14 protein-coding genes are annotated in these 13,863 nt (G+C 63.6%); 6 read left to right on the forward strand and 8 right to left on the reverse strand.

Features of this window, described 5'->3' with window-relative positions:
• Nucleotides 1-148: 148 nt before the first annotated feature.
• The 4 genes from NKH78_RS11025 to NKH78_RS11040 are packed head-to-tail and all read left to right on the forward strand — an operon-like array spanning nt 149 to nt 4,201.
• Nucleotides 149-1,690: a sugar ABC transporter ATP-binding protein gene (locus NKH78_RS11025; protein ID WP_352882879.1), complete on the forward strand. Its 1,542-nt coding sequence runs from the start codon at nt 149-151 to the stop codon at nt 1,688-1,690.
• Nucleotides 1,687-2,667, forward strand: coding sequence for an ABC transporter permease (locus NKH78_RS11030; protein ID WP_352882881.1), 981 nt, complete (start codon nt 1,687-1,689; stop codon nt 2,665-2,667). Before NKH78_RS11025 ends, NKH78_RS11030 begins: the two co-directional genes overlap by 4 nt.
• Nucleotides 2,664-3,650 (forward strand): ABC transporter permease, encoded by a 987-nt coding sequence (locus NKH78_RS11035; RefSeq protein ID WP_292658927.1) that lies wholly within the window; start codon nt 2,664-2,666, stop codon nt 3,648-3,650. The genes NKH78_RS11030 and NKH78_RS11035 overlap by 4 nt, the downstream gene beginning before the upstream one ends.
• A gap of 5 nt (nt 3,651-3,655) precedes the next feature.
• Complete coding sequence (locus tag NKH78_RS11040) at nt 3,656-4,201, forward strand: gluconokinase (protein WP_352882883.1); 546 nt, start codon at nt 3,656-3,658, stop codon at nt 4,199-4,201.
• Here NKH78_RS11040 and NKH78_RS11045 read toward each other — a convergent pair.
• Entirely contained in the window at nt 4,198-4,647 is a 450-nt protein-coding gene (locus NKH78_RS11045; RefSeq protein WP_006202816.1) for an RrF2 family transcriptional regulator, read from the reverse strand. The genes NKH78_RS11040 and NKH78_RS11045 overlap by 4 nt on opposite strands.
• A gap of 242 nt (nt 4,648-4,889) precedes the next feature.
• Nucleotides 4,890-5,876 (reverse strand): sulfate ABC transporter substrate-binding protein, encoded by a 987-nt coding sequence (locus NKH78_RS11050; protein ID WP_352882885.1) that lies wholly within the window; start codon nt 5,874-5,876, stop codon nt 4,890-4,892.
• Nucleotides 5,877-6,160: 284 nt separating this feature from the next.
• Here NKH78_RS11050 and NKH78_RS11055 point away from each other — a divergent pair, with 284 nt between their 5' ends.
• Both NKH78_RS11055 and NKH78_RS11060 read left to right on the forward strand, forming a co-directional pair.
• Nucleotides 6,161-6,433 carry an antitoxin gene (locus NKH78_RS11055; protein ID WP_352882887.1) on the forward strand — a complete coding sequence of 91 codons (273 nt, stop codon included), beginning with the start codon at nt 6,161-6,163 and terminating at the stop codon, nt 6,431-6,433.
• Entirely contained in the window at nt 6,433-6,831 is a 399-nt protein-coding gene (locus NKH78_RS11060; RefSeq protein WP_352882889.1) for a type II toxin-antitoxin system VapC family toxin, read from the forward strand. The genes NKH78_RS11055 and NKH78_RS11060 overlap by 1 nt, the downstream gene beginning before the upstream one ends.
• Nucleotides 6,832-6,845: 14 nt before the next feature.
• Here NKH78_RS11060 and NKH78_RS11065 read toward each other — a convergent pair whose 3' ends face one another.
• The 6 genes from NKH78_RS11065 to pbpC all read right to left on the reverse strand — a co-directional run bounded on the left by NKH78_RS11065 (nt 6,846) and on the right by pbpC (nt 13,806).
• The gene (locus NKH78_RS11065; protein ID WP_254819067.1) at nt 6,846-7,886 is read right to left on the reverse strand and encodes a sulfate/molybdate ABC transporter ATP-binding protein; all 1,041 of its coding nucleotides are present in this window, start codon (nt 7,884-7,886) and stop codon (nt 6,846-6,848) included.
• Nucleotides 7,887-7,959: 73 nt separating this feature from the next.
• Nucleotides 7,960-8,844 (reverse strand): sulfate ABC transporter permease subunit CysW, encoded by an 885-nt coding sequence (gene cysW, locus NKH78_RS11070; RefSeq protein ID WP_352687527.1) that lies wholly within the window; start codon nt 8,842-8,844, stop codon nt 7,960-7,962.
• On the reverse strand, nt 8,837-9,688 hold the full coding sequence (cysT, locus tag NKH78_RS11075; protein WP_023720880.1) for a sulfate ABC transporter permease subunit CysT: 852 nt from the start codon (nt 9,686-9,688) through the stop codon (nt 8,837-8,839). The genes cysW and cysT overlap by 8 nt, the downstream gene beginning before the upstream one ends.
• Before the next feature lie 18 nt (nt 9,689-9,706).
• Nucleotides 9,707-10,735: a sulfate ABC transporter substrate-binding protein gene (locus NKH78_RS11080; protein WP_254819065.1), complete on the reverse strand. Its 1,029-nt coding sequence runs from the start codon at nt 10,733-10,735 to the stop codon at nt 9,707-9,709.
• 221 nt (nt 10,736-10,956) lie between these two features.
• A complete protein-coding gene (locus tag NKH78_RS11085) occupies nt 10,957-11,688 on the reverse strand; it encodes a M15 family metallopeptidase (protein WP_352687529.1) in 732 nt (243 codons plus the stop codon).
• A 27-nt stretch (nt 11,689-11,715) separates the two neighbouring features.
• Nucleotides 11,716-13,806 (reverse strand): penicillin-binding protein 1C, encoded by a 2,091-nt coding sequence (pbpC, locus tag NKH78_RS11090; RefSeq protein WP_352687530.1) that lies wholly within the window; start codon nt 13,804-13,806, stop codon nt 11,716-11,718.
• Between the last annotated feature and the right edge of the window lie 57 nt (nt 13,807-13,863).

The raw sequence follows: 13,863 nt of genomic DNA on the forward strand, positions 1-13,863 counted from the left end.
CCCCCCCCCCCCCCCCCCCCCCCCCCCCCCCCCCCCCCCCCCCCCACCCCACCCCCCCCCCCCCCCCCCCCCCCCCGCGCGCCCCCCCCCCCCCCCCCCCCCCCCCCGGCACTCGACATCCTGATTGCCAAGCGCCTGGGGAGGGCCGATGGACGGTGCGGTTCCGCTCTTCCGCATGGAAGGCATATCCAAGCGCTATGGCGGCGTGCGCGCGCTGGAGAAGGCCGAACTGTCGGTCACTCCAGGCAGCATCCACGCCATCCTCGGCGAGAACGGCGCCGGCAAATCGACGCTGATCAAGGTCATGGCGGGGGTCGTCGCGCCCGACGAGGGCCGCATGATGCTGGACGGGAACGAAGTGAGCTTCGCTTCGCCGGCCGCTGCCAACCAGGCCGGCATCGTCTGCATCTTCCAGGAACTGTCGCTCGTCCCCGAACTCAGCGTTGCCGACAACATCGTCATTTCCGATCCGCCGAAGCGTTTCGGCATGATCGACCGCAAGGCGCAGCGCCGCATCGCCGAAGAAGCCCTGGCTCGCGCCGGCGCTTCCGATATCCATCCGCTGGCGCTGGTCAAGGATCTTCCTCTTTCACGAAGGCAGATGGTCGAGATCGCCAAGGCACTGGCGCGCAAGCCACGCATCCTGATCCTCGACGAGGCGACCTCGGCGCTGACCGCGGCCGACGTCGCCAGGGTTTTCGCCGTGTTGAAGCGGCTGCGTTCGGAAGGGCTGGCGCTGCTCTACATCTCGCACCGCATGAACGAGATCGCCGAGCTGGCCGACCAGTGCACGGTGTTCCGCAATGGCCGCAATGTCGCCAGCTACGCGGCCGGCACCAAGAGCGACAACGAGGTCGTCGAACTGATGATCGGGCGCGAATACAGCCACATCTTTCCGCCCAAACCCGCGCGGGCGGCTGCCGCAGCCACGCCGGTTCTAGAGGCGCGCAACCTGTCCTGGACGGATCGGCTGCACGATGTCTCGCTATCGGTCGGGGCGGGCGAGGTGGTCGGGCTCGGCGGCCTCGACGGCCAGGGCCAGCGCGAATTGCTGCTCGCCTTCTTCGGTGTGCTGCGTGGCCTGTCGGGCCAGATCCTGATCGACGGCAGGCCGGTGGCGATCGCCAGTCCGGCCGCGGCGCGTGACGACCGGATCGGCATGGCGCTGATCCCGGAGGATCGCAAGACGGAAGGGTTGATGCTGCCGATGACGGTGCGCGAAAATCTCTCCTTCGCCGCCCTCGACCGGCTGTCCAGGGCCGGCATCATCGATCGAGCCGCCGAGCAGCGGCTGATCGACGACATGGTCGGTCTCCTGGCGATCAAGACCGCCGGCCTCGACATTCCGGTCGGCGCGCTATCCGGCGGCAACCAGCAGAAGGTCGTCATCGCCAAATGGCTGATGCGGCAGCCGCGCATCATCCTGCTCAACGACCCGACGCGCGGCATCGATGTCGGCACCAAGCAGGAGCTGTACCAGTTGATGCGCAAGCTTGCCGATCAGGGTGCGGCGATCCTGTTCTATTCGACCGACTATGACGAGCTGATCGGTTGCTGCGACCGAGTGCTGGTGCTCTATGACGGCGCGGTCAAGCGCGAACTGGTCGGCGCCGAAATCACCGAGAGGGCCCTGATTGCCAGCGCGCTCAACATTCACGAAGAGATGCCAAGGCAAGGAGCGAACGCGTGAAGGATTGGCGCTATTGGCTCGCCGAACAGCGCGGAACGCTGCTGGCGTTCGGCATCTTCGTTGTCATGTTCATCATTTACACCTCGAACCATCCGGCGGGCTTCACCGCCAATGTCGTGCAGACGGCGTCGAACAAGGGCGTGCTGCTCGCCTTCGTTGCGATGGCGCAGACGCTGGTCGTGATCACCGCCGGCATCGACCTCTCCGTCGGCATGATCTTCACCCTGACCAATTGCCTGGCCTCGTGGCTGGTCGTCGGCACCGGCCTCGAGACCGCCTTCGGCGTCATCGCCGTGCTCGGCACCGGGCTGCTGTGCGGGGCAATCAACGGCGCCATCGTCATCTATGGACGCCTGCAGCCGATCGTCGCCACCATTGCCACCGGTGCGGTCTATTTCGGCATCGCCCTGCTGCTTCGGCCGTTTCCGGGCGGCTCGGTCAATGAAGGGCTCGCCGATGCACTGACCGGGCGCCTGTTTGGTATTGTGCCGGCGAGCCTGGTGACGCTGCTGGCGGTCGTGCTCGTTGTCTGGGTGCCGTTCAGCCAGTCGGTGCTCGGCCGCGCCGCTTATGCGGCCGGCTCCTCGGAGATGGCGGCCTACATGTCCGGCGTGCCGATCCGGCGTGGAAAGTTCGCCGCCTATACGCTTGCTGGGCTGCTGGCCGCGATCGGCGGGCTGTTCCTGACGTTCTTCACCTATACCGGCGATGCGGCCTATGCCAGCGGCAATGCCTATACGCTGTTTTCGATTGCCGCGGTCGTGCTTGGCGGCGTGTCGCTGTTCGGCGGCAAGGGCAGCGCCATCGGCGCGATCTTCGGCGCGCTTGCCTTCCGCACCATCGGCGACCTGCTGTTCGTCTTCGATTTCGATCCGCTCTGGCAGCCTCTATTCCAGGGCGTCATCCTGCTGATCGCGGTCAGCCTCGGCGCCTTCGCCCTGTTTCGGGTCCGCAACCGGCTGGAGTGGTTCCTGTGAGCGAAACGACTGTGAGCGGTCTCGCAGGCCGCATGCCGAAATTCCTCCGCCGCGCCGACCCTGCGGTGCTGACGGCGTTCGCCTGTATCGTGCTGCTGCTGTTCCTCGGCAGCCTCTATTCGCGCAGCTTCCTGTCGCCTGAATACCTTTTGCAGCAGCTCAAGGTGGCGTCGTTTCTCGGCGTCATCGCCACCGGCATGATGCTGGTCATCCTGCTCGGCCAGATCGACCTGTCGGTACCCTGGTCGGTGGCGGCCGGCGCGATGATGGCCTGCGCCGCGGCCGCTTATGGGCCGGTCGGTGTGGCGCTTGCCATTCCGTTCGGCATCTTCTGCGGTGTTCTGATCGGCATCGTCAACGGCATCGGCGTCGCCTATCTGCGCATTCCCTCGATGATCATCACGCTTGCCACCAACGCCGTCGCGCAGGGGCTGATGGTGGTCTACACGGGCGGTTTCTCGCCGCAGGATTCGGCGACCGGTGCGATGCGCTATCTGGCGACCGGCTTTGCCGTTCCTGGCGTGCCCAACGCCGTGCTCATCTGGGCACTGATCGGCGCCGCAATGGTGTTCGTGCTGACCCGCACCGGCTTCGGCCGCACCGTCTATGGCATCGGCAACCGCGAGCGTGCCGCATATCTTTCCGGCATCGACACAAGGCGCGTTGTGATGATCGCCTTTGCGGTTTCGGGCGGGCTCTCCGCCTTCGGCGGCGTGCTTTTGGCCGGCTATGCGTCCAAGGCGGCACAGTCGATGGGCGACGCCTACCTTCTGCCGTCGATAGCAGCGGTGGTGCTCGGCGGCACCTCGATCCTCGGTGGGCGCGGTTCCTATCTCGGCACCGTCGCCGGCGTGATCCTGATCACGCTTTTGCAATCCATTCTTTCCGTCATGCAGATGCCGGAGGCGGGACGGCAGATCATCTATGGCGTCGTCATCGTCGCCATGCTGCTGCTCTATGGCCGCGCGCCGGCAAGCCGCTGACCTGCATGACCGGGAAAGACGTGGCATATAAGCCGGCGAGCACTGTTCGAGCGACACCCGCCATCGTGGTGATGGGCGTTGCCGGCTGCGGCAAGTCGGTCGTCGGCGAAGCGCTTGCAGCGGCATTGGGCGCGCTCTTTATCGAAGGCGACAGGCTGCATCCGCCCGAAAACGTCGCGCGCATGGCGAGCGGGCAGCCGCTTACCGACGTGCTGCGCGAGGGCTGGCTCGACGCGATCGGCCAGCGCATGGCAGCATCGGTCGCAAGCGGGCGAGGTGTGGTCGCCGCCTGCTCGGCGCTGAAGCGCAGTTATCGCGATCGCCTGCGCGGCTTTTGCGCGGATATCGTTTTCGTTTACCTTGAGATCGACCCGGCAACGGCCAAACAGCGCGTAGGCAGTCGCAAGGGTCATTTCATGCCGGCAAGCCTGGTCGACAGCCAGTTCGCCACGCTTGAGGCGCCAGCGGCGGACGAAGCGGCAATGACCTTAGATAGCACGCGTCCGGTTGCCGACACCGTCGCGACCGCCTTGAGCCTGCTCGCGCGCTAGATCTGCGACGTCAGTTCGACCGGGAAATCGTCATTGTCGGCGTCGCGCATGGCGGCAAGGCTGCGGTTGTCGAGCACCTCGGCGATCGCCTGACGCACCTCCAGCATCATGTGCCGGACCTGGCAGGTCGCCTCGTCGCAATCCTCGCAACGCTGGTATTGCGTGCGGCTGGCGCAGGGGATCGGCGCCAGCGGCCCGTCGAGGACGCGCACGACATGGCCGATCTTGATCTCGGAAGCCGGCCGGGCGAGGCGGTAACCGCCTTCCTTGCCCTTGCGGCTCTGGACGAAGCCGGCGTTGCGCAACTCGCCCAGGATGGCATCGAGGAATTTCTTCGGGATGTTGTTGGCGACCGCGATGTCATTGACGAATGCGAGCTGGCCGACCGGCAGGCCCGACAGATGCACGAGGGCCTTGAGGCCGTATTTGCCTTTTTTGGTAAGCATGCCCGAACCAACCCATAAAGCCCCAACCACCCGCATCTGGCGGCTGTTTGTGTGCAAATAATGACAGTTTGGCCGTGCGATGCCGTTCGCAGACAGGCCGCCCGACGACATATTGCGCGCAAACGCGTTGATTCTTCGTAACGCTTTGGCGGACGGGCGGTCCGGAAGGTGCGGAAGCTGCAATTTCGGCGGGCAAAATGAAGGAAAAGCCGCCAAGCGCCGGCTTTCAGTCGTTGGCGACGTCAGCGGCTGCCATAAGTCTGGTCGAGCAGGCCGCCCGCTGCAAAATGCTCGGCCTGGACCTTGGCCCAGCCGCCGAAGACCTCCTCCACCGTCAGCAGCCGGACGTCGGGAAACTCAGCCTTGTATTTGGCGGCGACCGCCGGGTCGAGGGCCCGCAGGCCGTTGCGGGCGGCGATGTCCTGGCCCTCCGGCGTATAGAGGAAGTCGAGATAAGTCTTGGCGAGATCTCGCGTGCCATGCTCGTCGGCGACCGTATCGACGATCGCCACCGGGAATTCGGCCAACAGGCTGACCGAAGGCGTCACCTGTTCGAACTTGTCCTCGCCATACTCCTTGCGGACGCCGCGCGTTTCCGACTCGAAGGTGATCAGCACGTCGCCGATTTCGCGCTGCACGAAAGTGGTGGTCGCGGCGCGTCCGCCGGTGTCGAAGATCGGCACGTTGTTGAACAGCTTCGTCACAAACTCCTTCACCTTGGCATCGTCGCCCTTGAAGGCTTCCTTGGCGTAGGCGGTGGCCGCGAGATAGGTGTAGCGCGCATTGCCGGAGGTTTTCGGATTGGGGAAGATCACCTGGACGTCGTCGCGGACGAGATCGTTCCAATCCTTGATGTGCTTCGGATTGCCGGCGCGCACCAGGAAGGAGGGCAGCGAATAGAAAGGCGAGGCGTTGTCGGGAAAGTCCTTCTGCCAGTCGGCGGAGATAAGACCCTTCTTGACCAGGAAGTCGATGTCGATGACCTGGTTGAACGTGACCACGTCGGCGCCGAGGCCTTCGGCGATGGCGCGTGCTTGTGCCGAGGTTCCGGCATGCGACTGATCGATGGTGACGCCAGGGTGGCCGGCGACGAACGCCTTGTTGACCTGCGCAAACAGTTCGCGACCGACATCGTAAGAGGCGTTCAGCAATCTGTCGGCCGGCCAGGCTTGGGAGGATGCGAGGACCAGGCCGGCCAATGTGGCGACGCCAAGCAAAAATCGCTTCATGAAAATAGGGCTCCAATGCGGTACGCTTATTGCCGGACCATAGCGGCAAGGCCTCGTGCGCGACGAGGCACGCAGAGCGGCCCCTCGACGTTATCGCGAGAAAAAGTAGTCCCGCTGTGGGCGATTTCTAGTTTTTTCTTTCAAGCAGAGTCTCAGGACAGCCTGGCAGCGGTGCCGATGTCGTCGGCGTGTACGATGGTTCCCGGCCGGCCAACGCTGTGCAATGCGATTGCATCGCCGCGCTGTCTGGCATATACAAATAGTATATACAAGGAGCTGTTGTCATGCCTCAACACCGCCATTCAACAACCCCGCCGAAAGAGGCAAAGCTGTTTCGTAACAATCGCAGCCAGGCGGTGCGCATTCCTGTCGAGTTCGAACTTCCCGGCGAAAAGGTCTTGATCAGCCGTGAAGGCGACCGCCTGATCATCGAGCCGGTCCGCAAGCCTGGTCTCACCGCACTGCTCGCCCAATGGGCGAAAGAGCCACCGCCCGGTGCCGAGGAAGACTTTCCCGATGTCGCGGATATGCCTGTCAAATCCGAGGAATTTTTTTGATGCGGTTCATGCTGGACGCGAACATTGTCAGCGACATGATCCGAAATCCGGCCGGGAAAGCCGCAAGCGCTGTCCTGCGCGTGGGAGACGCCGCCGTGTGTACCAGCATCGTGGTCGCGTCGGAACTGCGATATGGCTGCGTCAAGAACAGATCGGCGAAACTGCACAAGAAGGTCGAGGAATTGCTGGCTGAGATTCCCGTCTTGCCGCTCGATGTGCCAGTGGATGCCGAGTACGGCGCGATTCGCGCAGAACTGGAAGGCGGGGGCCAGACCATCGGCCAAAACGACCTTTTTATTGCTGCTCACGCCCGTGCGTTGGGAACTACCCTGGTGACGGCCAACACCGGGGAGTTCAACCGGATCAAAGGCCTGAAGGTCGAGAACTGGCTGGTGTAGCGCCTGATAGAAGATCAAGCAGCCGGAAAAAGCTTCCAGCGCCGCGGCCGAAAAGCCACGCGGCTTTTCTGCGCCGCGGGATGGTCGACGGGCAATTCGATCTCGACCCGCTGGCGCTCGCCGCCGATTTCGAGTTCTACCCTTCGGGTGCCGGCGACGCGGCGGCTGGCGGCGACCGTGCCGGCGATGCATCCGTTGCATTCTTCCACCAGATCGACGTCGTGCGGGCGGAAGAACAGCGTCGCTTCGCCTTGCGGTGCGTGCGGCGCGGAAAGCCCGATCGGCCGGTCGGCGATCCAGACCTGGCCGTCCTCGACCTTGACCGGAATCGAGCTCGATTCGCCGATGAAGCCGTAGACGAAGGGCGAGTTCGGCGTGTCGTAGATCTCGTCGGCGGTGCCGACCTGCTCGATGCGGCCCTGGCTCATCACCACGACGCGGTCGGCAAGCTCCAGCGCCTCTTCCTGGTCATGGGTGACGAAGACCGTGGTGTGGCCGGTGGCGTCGTGGATGTCGCGCAGCCAGCGGCGCAGTTCGCGGCGCACCTGGGCATCGAGCGCGCCGAACGGCTCGTCGAGCAAAAGCACGGCCGGTTCGATCGCCATGGCGCGGGCCAGCGCCACGCGCTGGCGCTGGCCGCCCGAAAGCTGTGCCGGATAGCGTTTTTCCAGACCGGAGAGCTGAACGAGGTTGAGGAGTTCCGAGGCGCGGCGGCGGATTTCCTTTGCCGACGGGCGCGACGGCCCGTGCCGGACCTTGAGTCCGAAGCCGATATTGTCGGCGACCGTCATATGGCGAAACAGCGCATAGTGCTGGAAGACGAAGCCGACATTGCGCTCCTGGATCGACTTTTGCGAGGCATCCTCTTCGCCGAAGAAGATCTTTCCGCGGGTCGGCCGCTCCAATCCGGCAATCAGCCTGAGCAGCGTCGTCTTGCCGGAACCGGACGGTCCCAGCAGAGCGATCAGTTCTCCCGACTTGATGTCGAGCGAAACGTCGCGGAGGGCCGGAAACCGCTCAAACTCCTTGCGCACGTTGGCAACGCGAACTTCCATGCAAATCCCTTTTGTAGTTGATGCATGTCGTTATCCCAAAACCGGTTCCCACTTTTGGGCGACATGCATTTTGTCAGTGTCCGCGCGTCGCGGCGATCTCGGCGCCGTAGCGCATCTCGAGAAGTGTTTTCAAGACCAGCGTGACGAGCGCCAGGCCGGCAAGCAGCGAAGCGACGGCAAAGGCGGCGGCGGCATTGTACTCGTTATAAAGGATTTCGACATGCAGCGGCATGGTGTTGGTCAATCCGCGTATGTGGCCGGACACCACCGAGACCGCGCCGAACTCGCCCATGGCGCGGGCATTGCACAGCAGCACGCCGTAGAGCAATCCCCATTTGACGTTGGGCAACGTCACGTACCAGAACGCCTGCCAGCCATTGGCCCCGAGCGACAGGGCCGCCTCCTCATCGCCATTGCCCTGTTCCTGCATCAGCGGGATCAATTCTCGGGCGACGAAGGGGAAGGTGACGAAGATCGTGGCCAGCACGATGCCTGGCACCGCAAACAGGATGACGATGCCATGCGCCCTGAGCCAGGCGCCGAGCAGGCCTTGCGCGCCGAACAAGAGCACGTAGACAAGCCCCGAAATGACCGGCGAGACGGAAAAGGGCAGGTCGATCAGCGTGGTCAGGAACGCCTTGCCCTTGAATTCGAACTTGGCGATGGCCCAGGCGGCGGAAATGCCGAAGACGATGTTGAGCGGCACCGAGATCGCCGCGACCAGAAGCGTCAGGCGGATCGCCGAGCGCGTATCCGGTTCGCCTAGCGCCTGTGTGTAGGCCTCGATGCCCTTGGCGAAAGCTTCCTTGAAGACGATGATCAGCGGCAAGAGCAGGAAGATGGCAAGGAACGCAAACGTTAGGGCCATCAGCACGGTTCTCGCCGTGCGGCTTTCCGTCACCGCCGGCGACTGGCTTTCATGGTGCGGCGCGTAGGATTTGATCTCCGGGTCAGCCATAGCGCTTGCGGCTCCAGGTCTGCACCAGGTTGATGACCAGCAGCATCACGAAGGACAGCGCCAGCATGATCGCCGCGATCGCGGTCGCCGCCGCATAATTATATTCCTCCAGCCGGATGACGATCAGAAGCGGTGCGATTTCGGATTTATAGGGCAGATTGCCGGCGATGAAGATGACGGAACCGTACTCGCCGACGCCGCGCGCGAAGGCCAGCGCGAAACCGGTGACGATGGCCGGCGCCAGTCCGGGAAGCAGAACGCGGCTGATGATCTGGAAGCGATTGGCGCCGAGCGTGGCGGCCACTTCCTCTACCTCCTTGTCGATCTCCTCCATGATCGGCTGGACGGTGCGTACGACGAAGGGCAGGCCGATGAAGATCAGCGCAATTACGATGCCAAGCGGCGTGTAGGCGACCTTAATGCCGAGCGGCGTCAGAAGGCTTCCGATCCAGCCGTTCGGTGCGTAGAGCGTGGTCAGCGCAATGCCGGCGACCGCTGTCGGCAGCGCGAAGGGCAGGTCGACCATGGCATCGACGATGCGGCGGCCGGGAAAGCTGTAGCGCACCAGTACCCACGCGACGATCGTGCCGAAGACGACGTTGACAGCGGCGGCAATGAAGGCGGTGCCGAAGCTGATCTCAAGCGCGTTGATGGTGCGGCGGTCGGTGACGATCGCCCAAAAGTCGGTCCAGCCGAGCGCCGCCGAGCGCCAGATCAGCCCGGACAGGGGAATGAGGATGATGAGGGTGAGGTAGGCAAGCGAGAAGCCGAGCGTCAATCCGAAACCCGGAATGACGCTCGGCTGTCTGAACCGCCACCCCGCCTTGGCGGGTGCTGTGGTCATGTCGTCCTGATCTAAATGCTACTGGGCCGGCTTGTAGATCTGGTCGAATATACCACCATCGCCGAAATGATAAGGCTGTGCCTTCTTCCAGCCGCCAAAAAGCGGGTCGTCGATGGTGATCAGCTTGATCTCAGGCAGCTTGGCAAGGTCCTCCGCCGGCACCAGGTCGGGTTTCGAAGGGCGATAATGGTTCTTGGCGATGATCGTCTGGCCCTCCTTGGAATAGAGATAGCTCAGATAGGCTTCGGCAACTTTGCGTGTACCTTTGGCGTCGACATTGGCGTCGACCACGGCGACCGGCGGCTCGGCCAGGATCGAGGTCGGCGGGTAGACGATATCGAAATTGTCGGCGCCGAACTCATCGAGCGCCAGATAAGCCTCGTTTTCCCAGGCGAGCAGCACGTCGCCCAGCCCTTTTTGCGCGAAGGTCACGGTGGCGCCGCGCGCACCGGTGTCGAGAACCGGGACATGCGCATAGAGATTGCCGACGAATTCCTTGGTCTTGGCCTCGTCGCCGCCATCCTTGGAGCTGGCATAGGCCCAGGCGGCGAGATAGTTCCAGCGCGCGCCACCGGAGGTCTTGGGATTCGGCGTGATCACCTGGACGTCCTCCTTGACCAGATCGCCCCAGTCATGGATGCCCTTGGGGTTTCCCTTGCGGACGAGAAAGATGATGGTCGAGGTGTAGGGCGCCGAATTGTTTTCGAATTTCGTCCGCCAGTCTGGATTGATCTTCTTCGCTTTCGAAACGATGGCGTTGATATCGCCTTCGAGCGCCAGCGTCACCACGTCGGCGTCGAGGCCGTCGATCACGGCGCGAGCCTGCGCGCCGGATCCGCCATGTGACTGCTGGACGGTGACCGTCTCGCCTGTCTCTGCCTTCCAGTGGGCAATGAAGGCCTCATCGAATTGCTTATAGAGCTCACGCGTCGGATCATAGGACACGTTGAGAATGGTGGTGTCGGCAAACGCGAAACCGAGCGTGCCGAACTGGACGGATGTGGCGACCAGTGCGCCGAGCAGTTTCCTGAAATGAGGTTTGGTCATTTCCGCCTCCGTTGAACTCGCGCCAAATCTACCGAATTGATAGAATTTAGATGCAATCAATGTTGCCTTTTTTGGCTCATTGAAGCAATTTTTCGCCTGGTTTGGGCGATGCGAGGAACTATTTTCCCGCATGGACCATGATCGCGCTCCCGACGCGATTAACTAGAGACGGCCAGCTCTTCGGCAATGGCTGCGTGTCGTCTGAACGAGGTTTCGGCAGCTTATTCGCCGGTAACGGGAAAGTTGAAGCGCTCTCTTGGAAACGGCTCGTTTTCCAGCGTGAAGTGCCACCATTCGCGTGGGTAATTCTTGAAGCCGCCGGCGCGCATCGCCTCGACAAGTCTTTTGCGGTTAGCCGCGGCTTCATCGTCTATCGCTCGGTGAGCCGTTTCGCTCGCCGGATCGAAACAGTCGAAACCGGTGCCGAAATCGAGCGTGTCGGCATCGGTCGCGCCGCAGGCCGGTTTCGGAGCGCTCGTGCGGCCGGCCTGTTTTTTATGGTTGACCCCGGCGATCGCGACATCGACCGTCGATCCGCGCGAATGGGTGGACAGTTCGCCGATATAACCCTTGGCGATGAGATCCTTGCGCTTGACCTTTGGATACCATTGCGGGTCCGGTGGCCCGCCCGTTTTTGTCCATTCACTCATGTCGGAGACAGCCCGCGCAGGGCGGTAGCAGTCGAACACGACCAGCGTCAGCCCTTCGGCAGCAATCGCTTTCTGCACTGCCGAAAGCGCTTGCGCCGCTTGCCTGGTGAGGACGCATACCGGCGCATCGTAGCCGCTTACCTTGCGATGCAGGAAATTTTCGAGGCCGGCATAGCGGATATCCTGCCGGATACTGGGATCGATGTCGGCCAGCCGAACAAAGCCGGCGGGGAGGGTGTCAGCAAAGGCCGAGGAAATACCGGCGGCCGAAAGCAAGGCGTAAAACCCAATCTCCTGAATCACCTGCCGAAATCTATTCAAGGGAAATTTTCACTCGACAAAAACCTTTACGCTAGCCGCGCGTCCCGCCGCGTCGATCACGGTCAGGGTCGAATAGCCGGCGCCGTCCGGCTGCCAGGTTGCGGTGCGCCGCCGGTCGATGCCGACCAGCGGCTTGCCGTTGGCCAGCCAGCGGAATGGTGCGCGGCCGCCCTGCAGCTTGAGGACCAGCGGCGAGGCGTCGGCCGAGGAAGTGCCGAGATCGACGCGGGCGCCGTCGGGCGGAAAGATGATGGTTGGCGCAGGTTCGGTCGGCGTCGCCTGCACCAGCCCATCGGTGCCGGCGCCGAAGCGCGTCAGCGTCACCGGCAGCTCCTCGCGTTTGGGACGCCGGACGCCGGACGGCTGGCTTGGCAGTGGTACGGCGGCCAGGCCGGAACGGACAAAGCCTTCGAACAAGATGGGCGCCGCCGAGATGTAGCCGGACAGGCCGGGCACCGCGCCGGCGTCGGGGCGGCCGACCCATACGCCGAGCACATAGCGGCCGTCAAAGCCGACCGACCAGGCGTCGCGATAGCCGTAGGAGGTGCCGGTCTTGTAAGCGATGCCGCGTTGGGCGGCACCCGGAGGCGGCTTGACGCCTGACAGGATGTCGGTGATCTGCCAGGTCGCCTGTCCGTCGAGGATGGTGGTGGTCGAGCGTTCGGCATTCTCCGGCTCGGTGCCGTCACGCAGCGTGTGTGCCTTGCCGCCATTGGCAAGGCCTGCATAGAGCTGAACCAGGTCGCGCAGTGTCATCCCGACGCCACCGAGGCCGATTGCCAGGCCAGGCGCCTCGTTGACGGGCAGTACAGGGGTCACATCGGCCTGGCGAAAGCGCGCCATCAGCCGGGCCGGGCCGACCGCGTCGAGCACGCGGATCGCCGGAACGTTGAGCGACAATTGCAGCGCCTGCCTGATGCTGACATCGCCCTGATAGCCCATGTCGAAGTTCTTCGGCCGGTAGCCGGAGAAATCGGCTGGGCTGTCCTCGATCAGCATCTCCTGCGCCACCAGGCCTTGTTCGAAGGCGAGACCATAGATGAACGGCTTCAGCGTCGAGCCAGGCGAGCGAACGACTTTGGTCATGTCGATCCAGCCCGAACGAGTGGCATCGAAGAAATCGGCAGAGCCGACCTCGCCAAGGATATCGCCGGTGCGGGCATCGGCCAGCACCATGGCCACCGAGAGGCGAGGGCCGAGCCTGGCGGCTGCATCTTTCGCCACCTCCTCCAGCCCTTCCTGGACACTCTTGCGGATCGTCAGTTGCAGCTTCTGGCCGGGGATGGCCTTGGGCAGCATTGCATAGGCCGCATGGGCAGCGAGCGCCGGCAAAGTGCGCCGCAGCCCCGACACATCGTCGAGCGCGGCACGCGCGGCCTCACGTTCGCCGAGCAGGCCTGCCGAGACCATGCGGGTCAGCACCCTGTCGCGGGCAGCGTGGGCAATCTCGAGATTGCGATCAGGGCGTCGCTTTTCCGGCAATTGCGGCAAGGCGACGAGCAGGGCGGCCTCCGAGACCGTCAGCCGTTTCGGCTCCTTGCCGAAATAGGCGAGCGAAGCGGCGCGCACACTTTCGAGATTGCCGCCATAGGGCGCCAGCGTCAGATAGCGTTCGAGGATCTCGCGCTTGGAAAGCCGCCGTTCGATTTGCAGGGCGCGCAGCATCTGCTTGATCTTCGAGCCGAGGCTGCGGCTGTCGCGTGGCTCGATCAGGCGGGCGAGCTGCATCGAGAGCGTCGAACCGCCGGAGACGATATGGCCGCTGGTCGCGAACTGGCCGGCGGCACGCGCCAGTGCCAGCACGTCGATGCCTTGATGACCCCAGAAACGCTTGTCCTCATAGGTGACCAGCATGTCGACGAACTGCTTGTCGACCTGGTCCAGGCTGGTAGCGAGCCGCCAGTAGCCGTCCGGCGTAGCGAAGGCGCGCAGCAGTTGGCCGTCTCGGTCCTGCACCTCGGTCGAGACCGTCAAAGCAGCCGGCAGCGGCGGCGGAAATGCGCGGTCGAGCTGCCAGAGGGCGATGGCGGTGATTGCAGCGAGACCGGCCAAGGAAATGCCCGTGATGGCCGCTCGGCGCAGGAACTTTCTGGAGAGCATGGCGCCGCCTCTCATCCGCCTGCTGGCACCTTCTCCCCGTTTAGTGATGGGGAGAAG

Origin of the sequence: Mesorhizobium sp. M0910, assembly GCF_040319465.1 — a bacterium.
Classification (GTDB): Bacteria; Pseudomonadota; Alphaproteobacteria; order Rhizobiales; family Rhizobiaceae; genus Mesorhizobium.

What these genes read in the sequence shown, in the direction of transcription:
- NKH78_RS11040 (WP_352882883.1), top strand. Translation starts at nt 3,656, where the DNA reads ATGACCGGGAAAGACGTGGCATATAAGCCGGCGAGCACTGTTCGAGCG.
- NKH78_RS11050 (WP_352882885.1), bottom strand. Translation starts at nt 5,876, where the DNA reads ATGAAGCGATTTTTGCTTGGCGTCGCCACATTGGCCGGCCTGGTCCTC.
- pbpC (WP_352687530.1), bottom strand. Translation starts at nt 13,806, where the DNA reads ATGCTCTCCAGAAAGTTCCTGCGCCGAGCGGCCATCACGGGCATTTCC.
- NKH78_RS11080 (WP_254819065.1), bottom strand. Translation starts at nt 10,735, where the DNA reads ATGACCAAACCTCATTTCAGGAAACTGCTCGGCGCACTGGTCGCCACA.
- NKH78_RS11025 (WP_352882879.1), top strand. Translation starts at nt 149, where the DNA reads ATGGACGGTGCGGTTCCGCTCTTCCGCATGGAAGGCATATCCAAGCGC.
- NKH78_RS11045 (WP_006202816.1), bottom strand. Translation starts at nt 4,647, where the DNA reads ATGCTTACCAAAAAAGGCAAATACGGCCTCAAGGCCCTCGTGCATCTG.
- NKH78_RS11055 (WP_352882887.1), top strand. Translation starts at nt 6,161, where the DNA reads ATGCCTCAACACCGCCATTCAACAACCCCGCCGAAAGAGGCAAAGCTG.
- cysT (WP_023720880.1), bottom strand. Translation starts at nt 9,688, where the DNA reads ATGACCACAGCACCCGCCAAGGCGGGGTGGCGGTTCAGACAGCCGAGC.
- NKH78_RS11060 (WP_352882889.1), top strand. Translation starts at nt 6,433, where the DNA reads ATGCGGTTCATGCTGGACGCGAACATTGTCAGCGACATGATCCGAAAT.
- cysW (WP_352687527.1), bottom strand. Translation starts at nt 8,844, where the DNA reads ATGGCTGACCCGGAGATCAAATCCTACGCGCCGCACCATGAAAGCCAG.
- NKH78_RS11065 (WP_254819067.1), bottom strand. Translation starts at nt 7,886, where the DNA reads ATGGAAGTTCGCGTTGCCAACGTGCGCAAGGAGTTTGAGCGGTTTCCG.